At 73.0% G+C, this 15997-nt stretch carries 11 protein-coding genes; 4 read left to right on the plus strand and 7 right to left on the minus strand.

The genetic code is table 11. The features are described from left to right. Positions 1-61 precede the first annotated feature (61 nt). Positions 62-640: a TetR/AcrR family transcriptional regulator gene (locus ACWEN6_RS06310; protein ID WP_452569242.1), complete on the minus strand. Its 579-nt coding sequence runs from the start codon at positions 638-640 to the stop codon at positions 62-64. A 241-nt stretch (positions 641-881) separates the two neighbouring features. Between ACWEN6_RS06310 and ACWEN6_RS06315 the strand changes: the two genes are divergently transcribed. Beyond that, a complete protein-coding gene (locus ACWEN6_RS06315; protein ID WP_452569243.1) occupies positions 882-1835 on the plus strand; it encodes an SDR family NAD(P)-dependent oxidoreductase in 954 nt (317 codons plus the stop codon). A 145-nt stretch (positions 1836-1980) separates the two neighbouring features. Here the strand turns inward: ACWEN6_RS06315 and ACWEN6_RS06320 are convergent, their stop codons facing one another. Together ACWEN6_RS06320 and ACWEN6_RS06325 are read right to left on the minus strand one after the other, a co-directional pair. Next, positions 1981-3186, minus strand: coding sequence for an FAD-dependent monooxygenase (locus ACWEN6_RS06320; protein ID WP_452569244.1), 1206 nt, complete (start codon positions 3184-3186; stop codon positions 1981-1983). A 143-nt stretch (positions 3187-3329) separates the two neighbouring features. After that, positions 3330-6419 (minus strand): BTAD domain-containing putative transcriptional regulator, encoded by a 3090-nt coding sequence (locus ACWEN6_RS06325; RefSeq protein ID WP_452569245.1) that lies wholly within the window; start codon positions 6417-6419, stop codon positions 3330-3332. A 356-nt stretch (positions 6420-6775) separates the two neighbouring features. On the opposite strand from ACWEN6_RS06325, the gene ACWEN6_RS06330 reads away from it, so the two are divergent. Then, the gene (locus ACWEN6_RS06330) at positions 6776-7624 is read left to right on the plus strand and encodes a cellulose binding domain-containing protein (protein WP_452569246.1); all 849 of its coding nucleotides are present in this window, start codon (positions 6776-6778) and stop codon (positions 7622-7624) included. A gap of 183 nt (positions 7625-7807) precedes the next feature. On the opposite strand, the gene ACWEN6_RS06335 is transcribed toward ACWEN6_RS06330, so the two are convergent. Together ACWEN6_RS06335 and ACWEN6_RS06340 are read right to left on the minus strand one after the other, a co-directional pair. Next, positions 7808-8878, minus strand: coding sequence for a glycerophosphodiester phosphodiesterase family protein (locus ACWEN6_RS06335; RefSeq protein WP_354837943.1), 1071 nt, complete (start codon positions 8876-8878; stop codon positions 7808-7810). 319 nt (positions 8879-9197) lie between these two features. After that, positions 9198-9878: an SDR family oxidoreductase gene (locus tag ACWEN6_RS06340; RefSeq protein WP_452569247.1), complete on the minus strand. Its 681-nt coding sequence runs from the start codon at positions 9876-9878 to the stop codon at positions 9198-9200. A 90-nt stretch (positions 9879-9968) separates the two neighbouring features. On the opposite strand from ACWEN6_RS06340, the gene ACWEN6_RS06345 reads away from it, so the two are divergent. Together ACWEN6_RS06345 and ACWEN6_RS06350 are read left to right on the plus strand one after the other, a co-directional pair. Beyond that, positions 9969-10568, plus strand: coding sequence for a winged helix-turn-helix transcriptional regulator (locus tag ACWEN6_RS06345; protein WP_452569248.1), 600 nt, complete (start codon positions 9969-9971; stop codon positions 10566-10568). Between the two features lie 412 nt (positions 10569-10980). After that, positions 10981-12774 carry a glycoside hydrolase family 6 protein gene (locus ACWEN6_RS06350; RefSeq protein WP_452569249.1) on the plus strand — a complete coding sequence of 598 codons (1794 nt, stop codon included), beginning with the start codon at positions 10981-10983 and terminating at the stop codon, positions 12772-12774. Between the two features lie 31 nt (positions 12775-12805). Here the strand turns inward: ACWEN6_RS06350 and ACWEN6_RS06355 are convergent, their stop codons facing one another. Continuing rightward, positions 12806-14872: a glycosyl hydrolase family 28-related protein gene (locus tag ACWEN6_RS06355; RefSeq protein WP_452569250.1), complete on the minus strand. Its 2067-nt coding sequence runs from the start codon at positions 14870-14872 to the stop codon at positions 12806-12808. Between the two features lie 192 nt (positions 14873-15064). After that, positions 15065-15958 (minus strand): NAD-dependent epimerase/dehydratase family protein, encoded by an 894-nt coding sequence (locus ACWEN6_RS06360; protein WP_452569251.1) that lies wholly within the window; start codon positions 15956-15958, stop codon positions 15065-15067. Between the last annotated feature and the right edge of the window lie 39 nt (positions 15959-15997).

Raw genomic sequence — 15997 nt, forward strand, 5'->3', positions numbered from 1 at the left:
TGACCGGTCTCCGCGCGCTCGCCGTGCTCGGCGGCCCGGCGCCGGCCCGCTTCACGGCGGGTCAGGGGGCGGCGCCGAAGCGCAGGGCGTCCAGGAGGAGGTCGAGCAGACGACCGGCCTGGTCGCGCTGCGCGGGGGCGCCGGCGGCGAGGGTCACGCCGCCCAGGGCGGCCAGCACGTCGGCGGGCGCGACATCGCTGCGCAGCGTGCCCGCCTCGGCCCCGGCGCGCAGCAGCGCTTCGACGGCGCCGGTGAGCCGGTCGCGGCTGTGCGCGTACGGGTCGCCGCCGGAGGCGATGACCGCGCGCAGCGCCTCGGCCATGCCGCGCTTGGTCGTCATGTAGTCGAGGAAGCGGTCCATCCAGTCGCGCATCGCCCCGACCGGCGGCAGGGCGGCGAGGAGCCCGGGCACCGCGTCGCACAGCCGGGCCAGCTCGTTGCGGTAGGCCGCCTCGACCAGCGCCTCGCGGGTCGGGAAGTGACGGTAGAGGGTGCCGATGCCGACGCCCGCGTCCTTGGCGATCGCGTCGAGCGTCACGTCCGGCCCGTCGTGGGCGAACGCGCGCACGGCGGCGGACAGCAGGCGGTCGCGGTTGCGCTGGGCGTCCGCGCGCAGGGGCCGCGGACCGGTGACCGACACAGCGCATTCCTCCTCATCCCCGCAGGGACCTCTCCTCGGGCGGCGCCCTCGGCGCCGGCGGCCGCCGGCTCGGCGTCCGCCCGACCGGCGGGACCATCGCCGACCATTCCATCACGGGACAAGATTTGCTAACCGGAGGAAACTCCGATTAGAGTGCCACTTACTGGAGGATCCTCCGGTTTCAGCGTACCGCCTGGACCTCCGACCGCGACCGCCGAGTGAGAACAGGCAAGGCATCACCATGACCGCGACATCACGCATCACCACGCCGTTCAACGCCGCGTCCACCGCCGCCGAGGTCGTGGACGGCATCGACCTCACCGGTCGCCGCGCCATCGTGACCGGCGGGGCCTCCGGCATCGGCGTCGAGACCGCCCGCGCGCTCGCCGGCGCCGGCGCGGAGGTCACCCTGGCCGTCCGCGACCTGGACGCCGGCCGGCGCACCGCCGAGGACATCACCGCCACGACCGGCGCCGAGCGGGTCGGCGTCGCGCCGCTGGACCTCACCGACCCCGCCTCGATCGCCGGCTTCGTGTCCGCGTGGGACGGGCCGTTGCACATCCTGGTCAACAACGCCGGAGTCATGGCCGCCCCCGAGACCCGGACGCCCGAGGGCTGGGAGCTGCAGTTCGCCACCAACCACTTCGGTCACTTCGCGCTCGCCACGGGCCTGCACCACGCGCTGGCCGCGGCCGGCGGCGCGCGCGTCGTGTCCGTCAGCTCCGCCGCCCACCTGCGCTCCCCGGTCGTCTTCGAGGACATCCACTTCCGGGAGCGCCCGTACGACCCATGGACCGCGTACGGCCAGTCCAAGACGGCGAACGTGCTGTTCGCGGTCGAGGCGGCCACGCGCTGGGCGGACGACGGCATCACCGTCAACGCCCTGCACCCGGGCGGCATCCGGACCAACCTGCAAAGGCACGTCACCATGGAGGAGCTGGACCGGCTGCGCGCCCAGATGAGCGCGGGCGGCGCGTCCACGCCCGACTGGAAGACCCCCGAGCAGGGCGCCGCGACCTCCGTGCTGCTGGCCGCCTCCCCGCTGGTGGAGGGCGTCGGCGGGCGGTACTTCGAGGACTGTGACGAGGCCGGTCCGAACGAGCCGGGCACCCGCACCGGCGTGGCGGCCTACGCCCTCGACCCCGAGGCCGCCACCCGCCTCTGGAAGGTCACCGAGGAGACCCTCTCCGCCTGATGTGACCACCGGGTCGCCTGATCGGGGCATCAGAGCCGACCTCTCCTGCCGGACCCGTTCCGGCCGCGTGTCCACGGGGCCACCCATCCCGTGCCGAGCACCCGGCGGGCGCCGTGCCCACCAGAGCGCGGCGCCCGCCGGGCCGTCACCGGGGCTCGGCCGCGCGGCGGCCACGGTCCACCGGAGCCGGATAGTCGGGAAGGCTGATGTTCGTGGCGAACATGTCGGTCATCTTGATCATCGTCTTCAGCAGGAGACTCCGCCGGAAGAACTGGTCGCGCATCCAGATCCCGGCGCGCGAAGCCGGGGCCAGGAAGCCGCCGGCGTTGCCGCCGCTGCGCGCGACCTTCGCGTACGGGCTCATCACCTCCTCGTACCGCCGGAATGCAGCGTGGTGGTCGCCGTCGGCCCGCGCCAGCTCACCGGCCAGCACGTACGCGCCGACCACCGCCACGCCGGTGCCGAACCCGCCCAGCGTGTTGCCGGAGACGGCGTCCCCGAGCAGCGCCACGCGACCTTGCGCGTACCGGCCGGCCCGCACCCGGCTGATCGTGTCGAGGTGCAGGTCCCGTGCCTGCCGCACCCGCTCGAGGATCTCCGGGGTACGCCACCCCATCCCGGCGTAGACGTCGATGATCAGACGCTTCATCTCCTCGGTGTCGTACCGGTCGTACGCGAGCTCCTGCGAGGCGAAGACGAAGAACGCGGGCGCCTTGGGGCCACCGACGGAGACCATCCGCCCCGGCTCGTTGTACATCACCCCCGTCCCGTCCCCGTCGCCGTCCGATCCGCCCGGCGGAAGCTCGGCCAGGGCGTAGTAGTAGCCGAGGAACCTCACGAAGTCGCGCTCCGGGCCGAAGGCCAGCCGACGGACGTTGGAGTGGATGCCGTCCGCGCCCACCACCAGGTCGAACGTGCGGGGGGCGCCCCGCTCGAAGGTCACGTGGACGCCGTCCGCCGTCTCGGTCAGCGAGGTGATGGAGTCGCCGAAAACGTACGCGCAGCCCGCGGCCACGCTCTCGTCGTACAGGATCTCCGACAGATCGCCGCGCCGGATCTCCACGTCGCCGCCGGTGAACTCGCCCGGCATCACGGCGATCGACCGGCCGTCCGCGTCCACGATCCGCACATCGGCGCCGCCGGTCTGCCTGCGCCGCACCTCGGCGAGGATGCCCATCCGCCGCAGCACCGACAGTTGGTCCTCGCCCTTGAAGTCGATCGCCTGCCCGCCCGGGCGCGGGCCCGGAGCCTTCTCCACGACGGTCACGCCGAAGCCGTAGCGGCGCAGCCACCACGCCAACGCCGGCCCGCCGATGCCCGCCCCCGAGATCAGAATGTTCGTGTTGTCCATGCCCCCGACCCTCCCGCCCCCCGCCGACACCCCACCGACACCCCACCGACACTCCCGCAAGCCCGTGTCGGCCGTCGCGCACGGCCGGGTTCACGCCTTTGCCATCCGCGGAAGTGAGCACTTCTCCTGAGACCTACGGCCGGTCAGGAGGAGGTTGAGAGAGCCTGGGCGGCCTGGAGGCGGGGGAGGGCGGCGGCTGTGGCGAAGTGGGTGGCGAAGGCGTCGGGACCGATCAGGTCGGTGACACCGGCGGTGACCCGGGCCACGTCGGCGTCACCGGCGACCGCCGTGCCGCGCAGGGCCACTCCGACGCCGAGCAGGAAGGCCGCCCGCTCCCCCGCGCCGGCCAGCAGGGCCGCCCCCGCGCAGCCCTCGGCGACGTCGGCGAGGTCGGCCGGCGCCGCGCCCGTCGTACGAGCCAGGCGCAGCGCCTCGCCGTGACACCGCTCGGCCTCGGCGCGGTCACCCTCGGCCTCCGCCAGCCGGCCGAGCGCGGTGTGCACCGCCGTTCTGATGCCGTCGGCGCCGAAGCCGCCGCCCGCGGACGAAAGGGCCGTGCCGTAGCGTCGCCGGGCCTCGTCGTGGTCCCCGGACCGGCGGGCCAGCTCGCCCAGCCCGAGCTCCACGGACGGGGACCGGGCCGCCGGGCCGGTGACCCGGGCCAGGCCGGCGGCGCGGTCCAGGTCGGCGCGGGCCGCGGCGAGGTCGCCCTCACGTAGGAGCCCGCCGGCTCTGCGCCACAGCACGTCCACCATCTCCTCCAGGGCCCCGAGCTGCTCGTGCAGGTCGAGTGCCCGCCCCCACAGGCGCTTCGCCCGTTCCCACTCGCCGCGCCGACCGGCGATCAACCCGAGCCATTCCATCGCCTGGGCCATGCCCCACCGCTCCCCGAGGTCACCGAAGGCGGCCAGCGCCGACGCAAGCCCACGCTCGGCGCCGGCGGTCTCTCCGTCGAGCAGGAGCAGCAGCGACTCGCCGAGCCGGGCGGTGGCCCTGCTCCACGGGTCGGCGCCGAGCATTCGCGCTCGCTGGACGACGTTTCCGGCGCCGGTCGGCCCGGCGGCCATCCCCCACAGGGCGTTGAGGAACGGGTAGCGCACCACCCCGCTCAGCGACCGCATGATCTCCTCGGCGCGCGCCCACCGCTCCGGGGTGGCGTACGGCACGGTCTGCAGCACGCACAGGACGTACTCCTCCTCCAGCCCGGCGGGCGGCTCGTCGCCGAACCGGTCGAGCAGGCGGAGCGCGAAGGATGTCGCCTGGCCGCGCCGCCCGCTCAGCCACCAGTACGCCGCGAGCGCCGCGACCAGCCGCAGCCCGTTCGCGGGTTCGGCTTCCGCGGCGTGGCGCAGCGCGGCGCCGAGATTGGCGTGCTCGGCCGACAGTCGTGCCAGCCAGTCGAGCTGCTCGGCCCGGCGCAGCCCGGGATCGGCGCGTCGCGCCAGGTCGAGGTAGCAGGCGGCGTGCGCGGCCCGCACCCGGCTCTGCTCGCCTGACTCTTCCAGCCGCCGCGCGCAGAACAGCCGGATGGTGTCCAGCATGCGATAATGCCCGCCTTCTGCCTCGACGAGCGACTTGTCGACCAGATCGGCGAGCAGCTCGCCGGAGCCGCAGACCCGCTCGACGGCCGAAAGCGTCGCGCCGCCGGCGAACACCGAGAACCGGCGGGCGAGCGCCTGCTCCTCGGGCGTGAGCAGGCTCCAACTCCAGTCCACCACCGCGTGCAGGGTGCGGTGGCGGGCCGCGGCGGTGCGGTCGCCCTTGGACAGCAGGGCGAAGCGCCCGTGCTCGGCCAGCCGGGCGGCGATCTCATCGGCGCCGAACGCGCGCAGCCGCGCGGCCGCCAGCTCGATGGCCAGCGGCAGGCCCTCCAGCGCGACGCAGATCTCGGTGAACTCCGGCCGCATCGTCACGCCCGGCCGTACGGCGGCGGCCCGCTCCAGGAACAGCCGCACGGCGGGATAGCCGAGCGCCGCGGCCTCGTCCGTACCCGGGGGCGGCACCGCGAGCGGCGGCACCGGGACGAGGGTCTCGCCGGTGATGCCGAGCGGCTCGCGGCTGGTGCACAGCACGGCCAGCGACGGGCAGGCGTCGAGCAGCCGGCGGGTGAGCGCCGCGGCGCCCGCGACCAGGTGCTCGCAGTTGTCCAGGATGAGCAGCAGCTCGCGGTCGGCGAGCGCCACGAGCAGCCGCTCTTCCGGGTCGCCGCCGCCGGCCAGGGGTGGATGCAACCCCATCTCGCGCAGACCCAGGGCCGCGAGTACCGCCGGCGCGATCTGGCCGTCGTCGTCGGTGGCCGACAGGTCCACGAAACAGCTCTCCCGCCCCTGGCGACGGACGGCCTCGACGGCGAGCCGGGTCTTGCCGGTGCCGCCGGGGCCGGTCAGGGTGACCAGGCGGCGGTCACGGAGGGCGTCGATGCGGGCCAGCTCGTCTTCGCGTCCGACGAAGCCGGTGAGCGGCGCCGGCAGCCGGGACGGCGCACGCCGCCGCACCTCGCCCCCGTCACCGTCCCGCAGGAGGGCCAGGTGCAGCGCGGAGAGTTCCGGCGAGGGGTCGGCGCCCAGCTCGTCCGCGAGCAGCCGCCGCGCGTCCGCGAAGACGGCGAGCGCCGCGGCCCGCTGCCCCTCGGCGTGCAAGGCCCGCATCAGCTGGCCGGTGAGGCGCTCGCGAAGCGGGTGGGCGGCCACCAGCCGCCGCAGCTCGCCGGAGGAGGTGCCCGCGGGCAGCGCCAGCTCGGCCTCGGCGAGGTCTTCGCGGGCCGACAGCCGCAACTCCTCCAGCCGGGACGCCTGCGGCGGGGCGAACGGCGCGTCCGCCACGTCGGCCAGGGCCGGGCCACGCCACAGCGCGAGTGCTTCGCGCAGCACGGCGACGGTCTGCTCGTACCGCCCGGCCGCGAGCGACTCGCGGCCTTCGCGGGCCAGCAGCTCGAAGCGGTGCGCGTCGACGTCCGAGGGGTCCGCGGCGAGCCGGTAGCCCGCGTCGTGGAACTCGATGGCGCCGGGGGGAAGCACCCTGCGCAGCCGGGACACGTGGGCCTGGACGGCGCCCGCCGCGTCGGCCGGCGGCCGGTCGCCGTACTGGCCGTCGATCAACCTCGCCACGCTGACCGGGCGGCCCGCGTCGAGCAGGAGCAGGGCGAGCAGCGCCCGCGGCCGGGGACCGACCACCGGGATCGGCTCCCCCGCCTCCGTGCGCGCCTCGACGGGCCCGAGGATGCCGTACCGCACGAGCCGATCGTATTACCGGTATCACCGTCCCAGCGCCGGAGCGGGTGCACCCGGGGCGACGGGGGAATCCGGTCGAGCAGGCGTCACACGGTTCGGGTCTGGCGAGTGATGAAAGTTTCAGCTCGGTCGCGTTTCTCCAGTGGCCAGTTCCGGACATGTCACGACATGTCAGCCGAGATCCCGGGCTCACCGTACAACCGGGGGCCGCGCGTCCGCGGGCCTCGCAGGGAAATCGGCTGTACACCTCGGCGATCACTCGTCGAATCTTGAAGCAGAGCGCCACTCATGTAAGAGGGACGGTGCCGGCCGAGGGCCGCACTTTCCCGCAAGATCCCTTCTACGGCATGGAGCGATCTATGGGATTCGGCACAGGCCGAGCAGCGCGTGGCTTCGGGGCGGTGGCGACGGCGACGGCGCTCGCCACGGCGGGGCTGGTCCTCGGGACGGTGACCGCGGCCAGGGCCGCGCCGGCGTGCGAGGTGACCTACACCGTCAATCAGTGGGGCACCGGATCGGGCGGCTTCCTCGCCATGCTCGACATCCGCAACAGCGAGCCGGTCGCCCCCGGCTGGACGCTGAACTTCTCCTTCCCCGGCTCGCAGTGGATCACGTCGGGCTTCCTGGCCCAGTGGAGTCAGACCGGCGCCGACGTCACGGCGAAGAGCAACACCTGGGGTCCGTCCGGCACCGCGTTCACCATCGGCTTCAACGGCGCCTGGACCGGAAGCAACCCCCCGCCGACGGCCTTCACCCTGAACGGCGTTTCCTGCAAGGTCACTCTGGTGCCGAGCCCGTCACCGAGCCCGAGCCCGTCACCGAGCCCGAGCCCGAGCCCGACTCCGACGCCCGCGGCCCCGCTGCGCATCGTCATCTCGCCCACCTCGATCACCGTGCGCGAGGGGCGGTCGGCGAGCGTCCAGGTCACCCTCAACCGGCAGCCTCCCGGTGACGTCACCGTCGGCACCGCGCGGGTGTACGGCGACACCGATCTCAGCCAGTCCTCGTCGATCACCTTCACCCCGGCCAACTGGAACAGGCCGCAGTTGATCACGGTGACCGCGGCCGAGGACGCCGACATGACGAACGGCACGGCCACTTTCGACTCGCGCAGCAGCCAGATCACCGGCAGCAGCGCCGTGCTGTGGCAGGCCACCGAGTCGGACAACGACCTGCCCACCCCGACGCCCGCTCCCCCCGCGAAGTGAGCGCCCGCACGCTCGGCGGCCGGTGACCTGAGCACCGCGGGCGCCGTCCCCCCGGACGGACGTCCGGCCGCGGGCGAACCATGGTCAGGAGCGCCCGCAGGGGTCCTTCCTCGTCGGTCCCGCACGCCCCGGCCCCTTTCGATGGGCCGGGGCGTGCGGCGGCAGGGCGTGACGGGCGCCGGGTCAGGCGCGCGGGCCGGAGTACCGCTTGGGGAGCTTGAAGCCGCGGGCGTCGAGCACCGTGCGCAGGCGGTCGGGGTAGTCGGTGATGAGGCCGTCGACGCCGTCGTCGATGAGCTTGTTCATCGTGGGCTCGTCGTCGACGGTCCAGGGGATCACCTTAAGGCCGAGGCCGTGGGCCTCCTCCACCATCGCCTCGGTGACGTAGGGCCGGTACCCGGGGTCGGTCACCTTGCCGTTCTGCGGGAACCCGTGCACCGGCGAGAACGCGTCGGCGCCGAACGACTTGATCGCCTTCAGCGGGTCGCCGCCGAAGTCGTCCACGTCGATGCCGCCGAGCCAGGGGGAGGCTCCCGGCTGCCCGGTCTGCAGGAAGGTGTAGTCGGTGAGCGCCACGAGCGGCAGCCGCGGCTCCACCTCGCGCATGCGCATCAGCGAGCCCCAGTCGAAGCTCTGGATGGTGACCTGGCGCAGCATGTGCGCCCGGCGGATCTCCTGGGCGGCGACCTGGACGAACTGCTCGCGCGGCGCGGTCTGCTCCGGCGCTCCGGCCTCGACCTTGGTCTCCACGTTCAGCATCACGTCGTTGGCGTGGAAGCGCTTGACCAGGTCGAACACCTCGCTCAGCAGCGGCATCCGCGCGCCGGGCGCGGGGCGCTGGCCGGGGAACTCGGCGAGCGGCTTGGAGCCGCAGTCCAGGCTCCGCACCTGGGCCAGGCTGAGGGTGTTGATGTACTTGCCGACGTAGGGGTACTCGGGGTCGCCGGGGGACACCGGGCCGGTGTCCTGGCACTTGCGGCCGTCCACCTTGCGGTCGTGGGTGACGACGGCCTTGCCGTCCTCGGTGATCTGGATGTCCAGCTCAAGGGTGCTGACGCCCACGCGCAGGCCGTTGGCGAAGGAGTCCAGGGTGCTCTCCACCACCAGTCCGAGCCCGCCCCGGTGCGCCTGGAGGTCGAAGCTCTTGTGGTGCGCGGCGGACACGCCGGGGTCCGCCATCGCGGCGCCGGGGAAGGCGAGGGCGGCGGCCCCGGCCAGGACCGCGGCAGCGGCGGCCGAGCGAAAACCGGTCATCAGTGTGTATCTCGTTCCATGCGGGAGCCGCTTCCCCCTGATCGGGCGGCACGGCGACGGTCACGACGGTGGCCCGCGACGCCCGATCCCGCGTGAGCGGGAAGGGCCTCGACGGTGCCACTCGTCCAACCTGCCGATCACGCATGGCCTCCGGGGAAACACCCGACGAAGGCTGAACGGGGAGGAAGTGGCGCTCATGGAAGACGGCCGCGGCGCGTCGCCGCCGCGCCGGCGGAAAGCAACGGCCGGCGGCGACCGCTCAGGCGTGTGTTCGGACGTGTGTCAAGGTGTGTGTTCGGACGTGTGTCAAGGTGTGTGTTCAGACGATGGCCGCGGAGAGGTTCTGCTTGACGCCGCGGCTGAATTCGTCGGCGATGATCTCCGGCGTGCCGGCGGCGATGCCGTCCAGGCCGGCCTCGGCCACCAGCACGGGGTCGATCTTGTTCTCCGGAGCGACGTAGGCGGCCATGTCGGTGTCCATGTAACCGACGTGCAGGGCCGACACCTTGATGCCCCTGGGGGCGAGCTCCTGGCGGACCGCGTTGGTCTGCGCCCACTCGGCGGCCTTGGCCGCGCTGTAGCCGCCGTACTGCGGCAGGTGCACCCATGACAGCACCGACAGCACGTTGAGGATGGCGCCGCCGCCGTTGGCCTCGATGACCGGCACGAAGGCGCGCGTCACGCCGAGCGTGCCGAAGAAGTGGGTGCGCATCTCCAGCTCGATGTCGCCGAGGTCGCCGTCGATCAGGGAGGCGTGTGTCGAGACCCCCGCGTTGTTGATGAGCAGGGTCGCGTCGGCGGCGATCCCGGCGGCCCGCGCCACCGACTCGGGGTCGGTGATGTCCAGCCGCAGCGGCACCGCCCCGGGCACGTCGACCTTATGGGGGTCGCGGGCCGCCGCGTACACCTTGGCGCCGCGCTCGATCAGCCGCGCGACGAAGGCGCGGCCGAGCCCGCGGTTGCCGCCGGTCACCACGGCCACGGCGTTCTCGATGTTCATTGTCGTCGCTCTCCTCTGGTCCATCTGGCTTCGTTAAACCAAGCTAGCTACCTCGCTTGGAAAAAGCAAGCTAGGGGGTATCCTCGGGGGGTGAGAAGGACGACACGCCGCGCCATGCTGGACACCGAGTGCTCGATCCAGCGCAGCCTCGAGGTGATCGGCGACCCGTGGACGGTGCTGGTACTGCGTGAGGCCTTCAGCGGCGGCACGCGCTTCGTCGACTTCCAGACCCGTCTCGGCATCTCCACCGACCTGCTCACCGACCGGCTCGCGCGCCTCGTCGAGGCCGGCATCATGGAGCGGCGCCCCTACAGCGAGCCCGGCAAGCGCGCGCGCAACGGCTACCACCTGACGCCCGCAGGGGAAGACCTGCGCGTCGTCCTCGGCTCGCTCCAGCAGTGGGGGGACCTCCACCGCCCGCACGAGGCCGGCCCGTCCGTGGAGCGCCGCAGCCGCGAGACCGGCGAGCACCTCGCCGTGGCGTTCGTGAACGAGACCGGCAACGCGGTGCCGCTGGAAGAGGTCGTCTTCGTCTGGACCCGTCCCGGAACCGAAGCCGCCGCGCACGGAAGTGAAGCCGCCGTGTCCGAAAGCGAACCCGCCCTGTCCGAGAGCGAACCCGCCCCGTCCGAGGGCGAACCCGCCGCGGCCGAGAACACGGCCGCCGAGCCCGAGACCGCGCCTGCCTGACCCGGCGGCGAGCCCGCCGACGCGGCGGCGTCCCGAGGCGGCCGAAGCCGGCCGCGTCCGGAGCCCGCCGACGCGGCGGCGTTCAGCACCACCTGAGCCGGCGGCGTTCCGAGCCGGCTGAATCTTTCACCGCGTCGCGCGTCCCGCCATGGTCCGCCCGGCCGCGTTTCCCGAGGTGCCCGGGCCGCCGGCACGCCCGTGCCCCGCCGGCCGCCCCGCCGCCGCGGGCCCGTGACGGCGGATCCGCCGCCGCTGTTGTAGACCTCTAGGCAGGCACCGAACAGCGGGCACCGAACGGGCAGGCTTTGGACCCGCGAGCGCCACCGCCTCGTACCAGACCGGGATGGAGACCGGCGGCCGTCGCGACGAGACGGCGCGATCCGCCCGGCCGCGTTCATGGAGTTGATCTTTCATGGGACTGGGCAAGGGCCGATTACGGCGCACCGTCGTGACGACGATCATGGCCGCCGCCCTGGCCGCGGCGGGGCTCGTCACCGGCACGATCACGGCGTCCGGCGCCGCTCTCACGTGCGAGGTCACCTACACCACGGTCCAGTGGGGCACGGGGTCGGGCGGCTTCACGGCGGGCATCACCGTGAGGAACGGCGAGCCGGTCACGAACTGGACGCTGACCTTCACCTTCCCCGGCTCCCAGCGGATCACGCAGGGCTGGTCGGCCCAGTGGAGCCAGTCGGGCGCCCGGGTCACCGCGCAGGGGCGGTCGTGGAGCGGGCCGAACTTCACCATCGGCTTCAACGGGTCCTGGACCGGGGACAACCCGCCGCCGACGGACTTCGCCGTCAACGGCGTGCCGTGCAAGGTCATCCTCATCCCGAGCCCCAGCCCGTCCCCGTCACCGTCACCGTCACCGTCACCGTCACCGAGCCCGACGCCCACCCCCACACCCACACCCACACCCACACCCACACCGACGCCCGACGTCCCGGTGGACAACCCGTTCGCGGGCGTCACCGGGTACGTCAACGCGGACTGGACGGCCAACGTCGAGAGGTCGGCCGCCGCCGCGGGCGGGACGGCCGCCGAGCGGATCCGCGGCCTGAAGACGGCCTCCACCGCGGTCTGGCTGGACCGCATCACCAAGGTCACCGGCGGGGCCGGGGTCACCAGGACCCTGGAGGACCACCTGGACGCGGCGCTGGCGCAGAAGGCCGGCTACATCACCGTCGTGCTGTACGACCTGCCGGACAAGAACTGCTGGTCCCTGGTGTCGCCCGCCGAGCTGCACGCCGCCGAGGACGGGCTGAACCGGTACAAGACCGAGTTCGTCGACGCCATCGCCGGCATCGTCGGCAAGCCGAAGTACCGTGCGCTGCGCATCGCCGCGATCGTCGAGCCGCGCTCGCTGGCCGACCTCGTCACCGGCAGGCACACCGCCGGCTGCACGGCCGCCGGGCAGTCGGGGGTCTACCAGGCCGGCATCAGGTACGCCCTGGACAGGCTCGCGCCGCTGCCCAACGTCTACACCTACCTCGACGCCGCCCACTCCGGCCTGGTGGGCTGGGACGACGAGTTCCAGCCGCTGGCCGACCTGATCACCTCGACCGTGCAGGGGTCGGCGGCGGGAGTCAACGGCGTGGACGGCATCGCGACCAACGTCGCCGACTACATCCCCACCGAGGAGATCTACCTGCCCGACTCGTCGCTGACCATCAACGGCGTCTCCATCAGGACCAGCCGGTTCATCGACTGGAACCCCTACATCGACGAGCGGGACTACGCCACGGCGATGCGCCAGGCCCTCGTCACCAGAGGCTTCCCCGGCTCCATCGGCATCGTGATCGACACCTCGCGCAACGGCTGGGGCGGGGCGGCCCGGCCGACCTCGGTGAGCGTCTCGGGCGACGTGAACACCTACGTGGACCAGAGCCGCCTGGACCGGCGCCCGTACCGGGCCAGCCCCTGCAACCAGAAGGGCGCGGGGCTCGGCGCCCGGCCGGCGGCCGCCCCGCTGCCCGGCGTCGACGCCTACCTGTGGATCAAGCCGCCGGGCGAGTCCGACGGCGCCGGCGGCCCGGTGCTGCCGCCGGACACCGACCGGCTGGTCGACCCGATGTGCGACCCCACCGCAATGAACCGGTACTTCCGGACCGCGCCCACCAACGCCCTGCCGAACGCGCCCGCCGCCGGCGACTGGCACCACGACCAGTTCATGATGCTGGTAGGCAACGCCTTCCCGGCCCTGTGACCCCCTCAGGCGCCCGCGCCGCCGGCGCGGGTCACCACGGGGAAGGGGCCGGTGGCGCCACGACCGGGGGACGGTCGTCGCAGGTGATGGTGTTGGGCAGCTCCCAGGGGGCCAGCCAGGGGCCGGTGGTGCCGCCGCCGTCGTTGCCGCCGAGGTCGGTCAGCGAGAACTCCGAGCCGGTGGCGGGGAACCCGAACGAGCCGCAATTGTTGACGCCGACCGCGCCGACGTCGCGCGCGTCCACGTTCTCGAACGACGCCGAGCCCTTCACCCGGGCGCTGATCACCGAGGTGCCGGTGCCGTCCACCCTGATGTCCTTGAAGCGCACGTTGTCGATGGAGTACAGGTCCTTCACCGACCACTCGCTCACCAGCATGATCGCGTTGTAGGTGTTGTCGAGGAAGTGGTCCCCGGTCACCTGGATGTCGGCGTCGATGCTCCTCTCCAGGGCGTAGAACCAGATGGCGCCCAGGCCGATGTTCCAGTTGAGCTCGTAGGTGCCGGCCCTGACCGTGGTGTTGTCGGTGACCTTCAGGTGCCCGGCGAACGGCTCGGCGCCGAACCGCGACCCCACCTGGATGGCGCTGCCCTCCCTGATCGGGTCGGCGACCAGGTTGCCGGAGATCGTGGTGTCGGTCCCGCCGTAGACGGCGATGCCGTTGGCCAGCACAGGGGTCTGCACGGTGTTGTGGTCGAAGGTGTTGCGGGCGTTCGCGGTCTTCTCCGACCACATGGCCAGGGCGTCGTCCCCGGAGTTGCGGACGAAGTTGTGCGCGGCGAGCGAGTCGGTGACGCCGGTGTGGAAGTTCAGCCCGTCGGCGATCTGGTCGACGATGACGTTGCCCGTGATCCGCAGGTTCTTCATCGGCCCGTCGAACCACATGCCGACCTTGGTGTGCCGGATGTGCAGGCCCTCGACGGTGGAGTCGCTCAGCGCGCCGCCGACGCCGTTCACCTGGTCGGTGTCGACGCGCTCGCGTACGTCACCCTCGATGGCGAAGCCGGACAGGTGGACGTTCCTGCTGCCGCCGGCCGAGGCGTCCTTGCCGTAGAAGCCGACGCCGGTGTGCACCGACCCGTCCGGGGCCGGCGTGCTCAGGGCGACCTCGTGGCCCTTGATGATCGTGTACCAGCTCCCGGCGCCCTCGATCGTCACCTCGTCGACGATGATGTGGCGGTTCACCTGGTAGGTGCCCGGCGGGATGTAGACCTTGAGGTGATTGCGCCTGGCGAAGGCGATCGCCTTGTCGAACGCGCCCGCGGAGTCGCGGCGGCCGAGCGGGTCGGCGCCGAAGGCGAGCACGTTCGCCGCGACGAGCCGGACGTGCGGCGCCCCGACCAGCTCGGAGTCCAGCAGGTCGATCACCGTCCACGCGGCGGCGCCGCCGGCGGGGGCGGTGAGCCGCACCTTGTCGCCCGCCTTGTAAGTCCTGCCCAGCAGGAGCCGCTGCTCGTCGTAGAAGTGGCTCGGGCGGAACGGCTTGGCGATGGTGGGCGCGGGCGTGGTGGCGGCGGGCACGCAGCCGCACTCGGTGATCCACCAGTCGGGGTGCAGCAGGTCGGCGCCGGGATCGTTGCTGAAGGGGTACTGGTTGTAGAGCCAGGAGTACTGCGAGGTGAGCGTCATGGTCTTCTTGGCCCCGCCGTTCACCGTGACGTCCAGCGGCGCGGTGATGCCGCCGCCCGCCGGCGCGTCGGGAATGCTGTAGCGCACGGTGATGGCGTTGGCGGCGGCCGGCAGCGTGAACTCGACGTACCGTCCGGGGGTCAGCCTGACCGCCTTGCGGCCGGACGCCTCGGCGGGCAGCGTGTAGGCGGTGCGCTCGGGGCCGATGAGCGTGCCGTTCGTCGCGGCGTTCTCGGCCTCCTGCTCGGCGAACCGGACATCGGCGCCGCGGCCCGCGACGAGCGCGGGGTCGAGCGCGGCACGGGTCACGGCGGGGGCCGGGACGCCCGTGGCGCGCGTGCCGGCGAGGGCTGAGCCGCCGCCGAGCGCGACGCTGAGGGCGACCCCGGCCGCGGTCGCCGCCGCGATCGCCCTGCTTCGTGGTGGCCCGCCGTACGACCTGGTCACGGTACCGGTGATGCTGCGCACCATCGCGTGCTCGTTTCTCTCGGGGGGTGAGCGCCTTCAGGACGCCGCGGTGGGCACCCTGAGGGTGAGGTGACAGTAGGTCCCCCGTCCCCCACCCCACAAGACCCTGCGAATTACTTTCGTGATTCTGCTGACTCGGTGCAGAAACCCACCGATTTCTTGCGAGACTTACCGCAAGCACGTGCCCTTCCCGGGCTAGCCGACCTGCGGGGGCGCGTAGGAGCCGGCGGTCAGCTCCTCCAGGAGCCCGGGCTCCGACGGGGCCCAGCCGAACAGCCGCCGGGCCCGCGAGGAGTCCAGCGGCGACGAACGGGTGAGCACGGCGGCGAGCGGCCCCATCGCCGCCACCGCCTGCTCCAGCGTGATCGACACGGCGCCGGCCCCGGCCGAAGCGGCGACCGCCTCGACGATCCGCCGCATCGGCGCCGACTCCCCCGCGGCGGCGTTGACGACGACGCCGGACGCGGGCCGCTCCAGCATGGTCAGGTACAGCTCGGCCAGGTCGTCGACGTGCACCGAAGACCACGCGTTGGAGCCCTCGCCGACGTAGGCGGCCACGCCCTGCTGCCGGGCCGAGGCCAGCATGCCCTGCAACAGCCCGGAACCGCCCCGTCCGTAGACCAGCGACGCCCGGATCACCATGCCCCTGACGTGCCCGTCCGCCAGCACCCGCCGTTCGCCGAGGATCTTGTACGGCTGCGGCGAGGCGTCCGGGTCCACGGGGTGGTCCTCGTCCACCGTGACGCCTTGGGTGTCCGGATAGACCAGCCCGGTGCTGGTGTAGAGGAACACGCCGCCTTCGCGCAGCCCGCCCAGCAGCGCCCCGAGCGCGTCGTGCTCGATCGCGCCCATCTCGGGGTCGGCGTAGTCCACCGCGGCGTGGACGACGGCGCCGGCGTCCGCCGCGGCGGCGCGCAGCACGTCCAGGTCGCGCAGCCCGCCGGGCACCGCCGTGGCGCCCAGTTCCTCGACACGCTCGCGCGCCTGGCCGGACCTGGCCAGGGCGGCCACCTCGTGACCTGCCTTGACCAGACGCCCGGCGACGACCCCGCCGAGATACCCGCTCGCTCCGGTGATGAAGATGCGCATGGATCGCCGTCCCTTTCGTGATGATGCGCCGCTGCCCCG

The organism is Sphaerisporangium sp. NPDC004334 (assembly GCF_053602655.1).

Excerpts from the sequence above, each read along its gene's own strand:
- ACWEN6_RS06315 (WP_452569243.1), top strand. The coding sequence starts at position 882 with ATGACCGCGACATCACGCATCACCACGCCGTTCAACGCCGCGTCCACC.
- ACWEN6_RS06320 (WP_452569244.1), bottom strand. The coding sequence starts at position 3,186 with ATGGACAACACGAACATTCTGATCTCGGGGGCGGGCATCGGCGGGCCG.
- ACWEN6_RS06330 (WP_452569246.1), top strand. The coding sequence starts at position 6,776 with ATGGGATTCGGCACAGGCCGAGCAGCGCGTGGCTTCGGGGCGGTGGCG.
- ACWEN6_RS06335 (WP_354837943.1), bottom strand. The coding sequence starts at position 8,878 with ATGACCGGTTTTCGCTCGGCCGCCGCTGCCGCGGTCCTGGCCGGGGCC.
- ACWEN6_RS06340 (WP_452569247.1), bottom strand. The coding sequence starts at position 9,878 with ATGAACATCGAGAACGCCGTGGCCGTGGTGACCGGCGGCAACCGCGGG.
- ACWEN6_RS06350 (WP_452569249.1), top strand. The coding sequence starts at position 10,981 with ATGGGACTGGGCAAGGGCCGATTACGGCGCACCGTCGTGACGACGATC.
- ACWEN6_RS06355 (WP_452569250.1), bottom strand. The coding sequence starts at position 14,872 with ATGGTGCGCAGCATCACCGGTACCGTGACCAGGTCGTACGGCGGGCCA.
- ACWEN6_RS06360 (WP_452569251.1), bottom strand. The coding sequence starts at position 15,958 with ATGCGCATCTTCATCACCGGAGCGAGCGGGTATCTCGGCGGGGTCGTC.